At 70.5% G+C, this 5574-nt stretch carries 6 protein-coding genes; 3 read left to right on the forward strand and 3 right to left on the reverse strand.

Translation table 11 applies throughout. From position 1 onward, the window contains the following. On the reverse strand, positions 1-861 hold an 861-nt coding region (locus I73_RS08515), incomplete at its 3' end, for an ABC transporter ATP-binding protein (protein ID WP_022980222.1). Further along, the gene (locus I73_RS08520; RefSeq protein ID WP_022980223.1) at positions 848-2599 is read right to left on the reverse strand and encodes an ABC transporter ATP-binding protein; all 1752 of its coding nucleotides are present in this window, start codon (positions 2597-2599) and stop codon (positions 848-850) included. The genes I73_RS08520 and I73_RS08515, both read right to left, overlap by 14 nt. Positions 2600-2694: 95 nt before the next feature. Here I73_RS08520 and def point away from each other — a divergent pair, with 95 nt between their 5' ends. Next, entirely contained in the window at positions 2695-3234 is a 540-nt protein-coding gene (gene def, locus I73_RS08525; RefSeq protein WP_022980224.1) for a peptide deformylase, read from the forward strand. 16 nt (positions 3235-3250) lie between these two features. On the opposite strand, the gene I73_RS08530 is transcribed toward def, so the two are convergent. Beyond that, positions 3251-4213 carry an IS110 family transposase gene (locus I73_RS08530; protein ID WP_026096257.1) on the reverse strand — a complete coding sequence of 321 codons (963 nt, stop codon included), beginning with the start codon at positions 4211-4213 and terminating at the stop codon, positions 3251-3253. A gap of 223 nt (positions 4214-4436) precedes the next feature. Between I73_RS08530 and I73_RS31515 the strand changes: the two genes are divergently transcribed. Both I73_RS31515 and I73_RS08540 read left to right on the forward strand, forming a co-directional pair. Continuing rightward, positions 4437-5144 carry an AP2/ERF family transcription factor gene (locus I73_RS31515; RefSeq protein WP_083876636.1) on the forward strand — a complete coding sequence of 236 codons (708 nt, stop codon included), beginning with the start codon at positions 4437-4439 and terminating at the stop codon, positions 5142-5144. A gap of 63 nt (positions 5145-5207) precedes the next feature. Then, a partial coding sequence (locus I73_RS08540; RefSeq protein WP_026096476.1) for a nitrate- and nitrite sensing domain-containing protein occupies positions 5208-5574 on the forward strand: 367 nt, incomplete at its 3' end.

Genomic DNA, 5574 nt, shown 5'->3' on the forward strand with positions numbered 1-5574 from the left:
CGCCGGCTCGCGCAGGCCGAAGACCGCGATGACCATGGCCAGCATCAGCACATTGAGCAGGTCCAGCGCCGGCCGCAGCAGGAAGGCGTTGGCCCGCAACTCGACCCGCCGCGAGGCGTAGTGCGCCTGGTTGACCTGCGCGTAGCGGGCCTCGTAGCGCGGCGCCGCCCCGCTGGCCTGCAGCACCGCCATGCCGGCGATGGATTCGGCGGCCTGGGCGTTCAGGCTGCTGCGCAGCTCCCGGGTGCGGGCGACAGCCGGGGCGGAAATGCGCTGGTAGACGTAGACGATGGCGAAGACCGCCGGCACCAGCGTGGCCACGATCAGCATCAGGCGCCAGTCCAGCAGGGTCATGGTCACCAGCACGCTGGCCAGCATGATGAGCGCGTCCAGCATCACGAACAGCACCTGCACATAGAGCTGCTTGACCGCCTCGGTGTCGTTGGTCACGCGGCTGACCAACTGGCCGGTGATGGCCGTGTCGAAGAAGGCCATGGGCAGGCGCAGCACATGGCCATAGACCGCCTCGCGGATGCGCTGCACCGAGCGCATGGCCACGCCCGCCAGGCGGCTGAGCTGGCCGTAGCGCAGCAGGCTGGCGGTGCAGCCGGCCACCAGGGCGCCCAGCAGCAGACCCAGCATCGCGGGCAGCCCGGGCTGGTGGGGCACCAGGTGGCGGTCGATGAGGGCCTTGCCCAGCACCGGCCCCAGCGCGTCCAGCGCCGCGGCCAGCAGCAGCCACAGCAGGCCCCAGCCGATGGGCCGGGCTTCGGGACGCGCGGCCTGCCAGAGCAGGGCGGCGGCCTTGCGGGCCACGCCGTCCTGGAAGGGCGATGCCGGGGCGGTGTCAGGCTTGGCCAAGCGAGGTCTCCAGTTGCTGGATGCGCCATTGGTGGGCGTACCAGCCCGCCTGCACGCCCTTGGCCAGCAGGGCCTCGTGCGTGCCCAGCTCGACGAGTTGGCCCTGGCGCAGCACGGCGATGGCGTCGGCATCCATGACCGCCGAGAGCCGGTGGCTGACCACGATCACCGTGCGGCCGCGGCGCTGCGCCCGCAGGTGTTGCAGGATGCGGTGCTCCGTGTCGGTGTCCACCGCCGAGAGGGCGTCGTCCAGCAGCAGCAGCGGGGCGTCGGCCAGCAGGGCGCGGGCAATGGCCACCCGCTGCCGCTGGCCGCCCGACAGGGTGACGCCGCGTTCGCCCACCGGCGTCGCATAGCCCTGGGGCAGGCGCTCGATGTCCTCGTGCACCGCGGCCAGCCGCGCGGCCGCCTCGATCTCGGCCGGGTTGGCCTCGGGCCGGCCCAGGGCGATGTTCTCCGCCACGCTGGCCGAAAAGAGGTTGGGCTCCTGCGGGACCCAGGCGATGCCGGCCCGCAAGGCTTCCAGCGTGTAGTCGGCCAGCGCCACGCCCCCCCACCGGATCTGTCCCGACTGGGGCGTCCATTGGCGCAGCAGCAGGCGGATCAGCGTGCTCTTGCCGGCGCCGGTGGGGCCAACCAGGCCCAGGGTGCTGCCCTGGGGAATGTCCAGATCCAGCGCCGACAGGGCCGCGCGGGTGCTGCCGGGGTAATGCAGGCTCACGCCCCGCAGCTGCAGGCCACCGGCCTGCACGGGCGCCACCGTGCCGTCGTCGTCGATGGCCAGGGGTTCTTCCAGCACCGTGCTCAGCCGGCCCCAGGCGGCACGGCCGCGCTCCCACAAGGCCAGCACCCAGCCGGCGGCGAACATCGGCCACACCAGCTGACCCAGGTACAGGCCGAAGCTGGTGAGCTGGCCAATGCTCAACGCCCCCTGCCAGACCAGCCAGCCGCCCAGGCCCAGCGAGAGCGCACTGGCCACCGCCAGGGTGATGCCCACGGCCGGTTCGTAGCGGGCTTCCCAGCGCTGCGACAGCGTGCTGGCGTCCGCCGCCGCGCCGGCCAGCTGGGCAAAGCGAGCGCTGCTGCGGGCTTCCAGGCCCAGCGCGCGCAGGGTGCGCACGCCGGACAGGGTTTCCTGCACGTGGTCGTTCAGGGCGCCGAAGCGCTCCAGCGCCAGGCGCGAGGCATCGTGCACGCGGGTGGAGATCCACCAGAAGGCGGTGGCCATGAAGGGAAAGGGCAGCAGGGCCACCGCGGCCAGACGCCAGTCCACCGCCAGGGCCATGGTGCCGACCACCATCACCAGGGTCAGCGTGCCGTCGAAGCCGGCCAGCACCGCCTCGCCCGAGGCCATCTCCACCGCGTCCACGTCGTTGGTGGCCAGGGCCATCAGGTCGCCGGTGCGCCGCGTCTGGAAGAAGCGCGGCCCCTGCAGGGCCAGACGCTCGTACAGCCGCGCGCGCAGCTCCACCCCCATCTGGTAGGCCGCGCCGAAGAGCTGAAGCCGCCACGCCACACGCAGGCCGTAGATCACCACGCCGGCCAGCAGCAGGCGCCCGAGCTCCCAGACCAGGGTGGGGCGGTCGAGCCGGTGCTGCACCAGGGCGTCCACCAGGTGGCCGATCTGGCGCGGCAGCCAGACCGTCAGCAGGGCGATCCCGAACAGCGTCAGGCCGGCGCTGGCATAGGCCCAGGCATGGCGGCGGACGAAGGTGAGGATCAGGCGGGCGAGCGACATGGGTGGAGCCGGCCATTCTAGGCAGGGCGCGCGACAATCGGCCCTGGGGCAGGTCGGTCCTCCCCACCTTGCAGCCACCCGAATGAGGACGAGCCGTGCCGGTACGCGAGATCTTGAAGATGGGCGATGCCCGATTGCTGCGGGTCGCCCAGCCCGTGTCGGCCTTCGGCACGCTCGAATTGCAGGCCCTGATCGCCGACATGCGTGACACCATGGCCGCGGCCGGTGGCGTGGGCCTGGCGGCCCCCCAGATCGGCATCGATCTGCAGCTGGTCATCTTCGGTTTCGAGCGCAGCGAGCGTTATCCGGATGCCGCGCCGGTGCCCCACACCGTGCTGCTCAACCCGGTGATCACCCCGGACGAGGCCGCGGGCGAGGAAGACGGTTGGGAAGGCTGCCTGTCGGTGCCCGGGCTGAGGGGGCAGGTGCCGCGCTGGAAGCGCATCCGCTACCAGGGGGTGGATCCGCAGGGCCAGGCCATCGACCGCTGGGCCGAGGGCTTCCATGCCCGGGTGGTGCAGCACGAGTGCGACCACCTGATCGGCCGCCTCTACCCGACGCGCATGCGCGATCTGCGTCAGCTCGGCTTCACCAGCGTGCTGTTTCCCGACCTGGACCCGGCTTCGGACGACTGAGTAACCGTCTTCCGAGTCAAGCGCCGTGAAGCGAGTTGTCCCAAGGTTTGTTGGTGCGGACCATGGCATTGAGCGTGGTCAGCAGCTTGCGCATGCAGGCCACCAAGGCGACCTTGGGCAGCTTGCCGGCGGCGATCAGGCGCTCGTAGAAGGCCTTGACGACGGGGTTGCGACGGCTGGCGGTGAGCGCAGCCATGTACAGCACTCGGCGGACATCGAAACGGCCGCCCTGGATGCGTCGTCGCCCCTTGCTGGAGCCGGAGTCATTGGCCATCGGCGCAATGCCCACCAAGGCGGCGATTTCGCGTCGGTTGAGCCGCCCCAGTTCAGGCAACTCGGCGATGAGCGTGGCGCTGGCGACCGGGCCAATTCCGCTGGCCGACTGCAGCAGTTGGTCGAGCTCGGCGAAGTGCTCGCGCACATGGCTGACCATCTGTGCCTCGATCTCGTCGAGCTGCGCCTTGATGGCCGCCACGATGGCCTCGATGCTGGGGTGCAGACCCTTGGGCGTGATCTGCAGGCGCTGCCGCTCGCTCAGCAGCATGGCCAGCAACTGGCGCCGGCGAGTGACGAGCGCAGCCAGCCACTGCTGCTGGGGGTCGGCCAGTGGGCGCAGAAAGCGGGCGAGGTCTTCGCGACGCAACAGCACCGCGGCGAACTCCGCCAGCATGCGAGCATCCACCCTGTCGGTCTTGGCCAGGCGACCCATCGACTTGGCGAAGTCGCGCGCCTGGCGCGGGTTGACCACCGCCACAGGCAGGCCAGCGGCCTGCAGCGCGCAGGCCAGCTCCGTCTCGTAGCCGCCAGTGGCCTCCATCACCACCAGTGCCACGTCCAGCGGCCTCAGGGCTGCCGTCAACGCCGAGTGGCCCTCGGCCTGGTTGTCGAACCGCTGGGCATCGAACTTGGCGCCCAGCACCGAGACATCGACATGCGCCTTGGCCACGTCGATGCCCACCACCACTGAGGAAGCAGACATGGTCTTCGGATCCCTTGCTTGTGCATGCGCGCTCGGACAAGCCAGCGCGCGTAACCGTTCGGGCTTCAGGAAGACCAGCACGGCGGCCGTGCGTTCTGTACTCAGTCACGGGCTCGAACACCCAAGCGCCTACCAAACTGCACGGGCCGGTCTGGTCGTCTCAACGACGATCAGACTCTACCGCGCTGGTCTGGCCTGAACATACAAGCCGAAAGGACGGACCATGCCGCAGCAGCGCACGCCTGAAGACCGCGACACTTCCCTGTCCCCGAAGGACTCGCACTTCGGCATCAAACGCTCCTCGCTGAGCCAGCTCTGGGAAGTGCGGCTGTACCGCCGTGGCGTGACCCACCGGCGGTGTTTCAGCGCAGCGCGCTATGGCGACATGGATCAGGCGCTGGCGGCGGCCCAGGCCTGGCGGGATGCCCGTCTGGCCGAGCTGGCGCCGTTCACCAAACAGGAACTGTGCATGCGCCAGCGGGGCAACAACACCTCGGGCACACCGGGCGTGACACTGATGACGGTCCGCCGCAAGCGAGCCGATGGCCACCTGGCCGAGGAGCAGCACTGGGTGGCCCGGCTGGAGCGGCAGGGGCAGCGCAGGCAGGCCAAGCGGTTTTCCGTGGCCAGGTACGGGTATGAGCGGGCCTATGAACTGGCGGTGCAGGCCCGTCTTGGCCATGGTGGCCACGGTCACGGGCCTGCGGCTGTGCCAGACACCGGAGCAGCTCAAGCCCGCCTGCGACGCACGGCTGACGGTCCAGGAGCAACCGCTGCCCACCCGGCCCCGGGGCGGGCGCGGGGTGCGGCCGGAATGAGACGGTCTTCGGTCTCCGCCTTGTCGAGACCTCACCGCCGCCCGGCAGGGTCTCCAGAGAGGCAACGAAACAGACCATGGATGCTCTCTGTCGTTCGCACCGCAGACGCCTGAGGGTTCCGGCGGGCATCCATCTTGCGGACAATCGGGGCTCCGATGCCCCGAGCCGCCCGCCCCATGTCGCTGTCCGTCTCCCAATTCGTCCTGCGCGCCAAGCAGCTGGACATCGACGCCGTGCGGCACCTGGCCACGCGGGTGGAGCTGGTCACCGTCATCGGCCAGCTGATCCACGCCCTGCAGCGCGAACGTGGGGCCAGCAGCATCTTCCTGGCCTCGCACGGTCTGCAGTTCAACGAGCAGCACCGCACGGCCCAGCAGCAGGCCGCCCCGCTGGAGCTGCAGCTGCGCGCGCTGTTCGAGGCCCAGCTCGACCCCGCACAGGGCGCCACCGCGCGCCTGCTGTCCCTGATGGCCTGGGTGCTGCTGGACCTGGACGCGCTGCACGACCTGCGCCTGCAAATCGAGCGCTGCCAGCCCAGCGCGC

This window comes from Ideonella sp. B508-1 (assembly GCF_000333615.1).
GTDB lineage: Bacteria > Pseudomonadota > Gammaproteobacteria > Burkholderiales > Burkholderiaceae_C > Ideonella.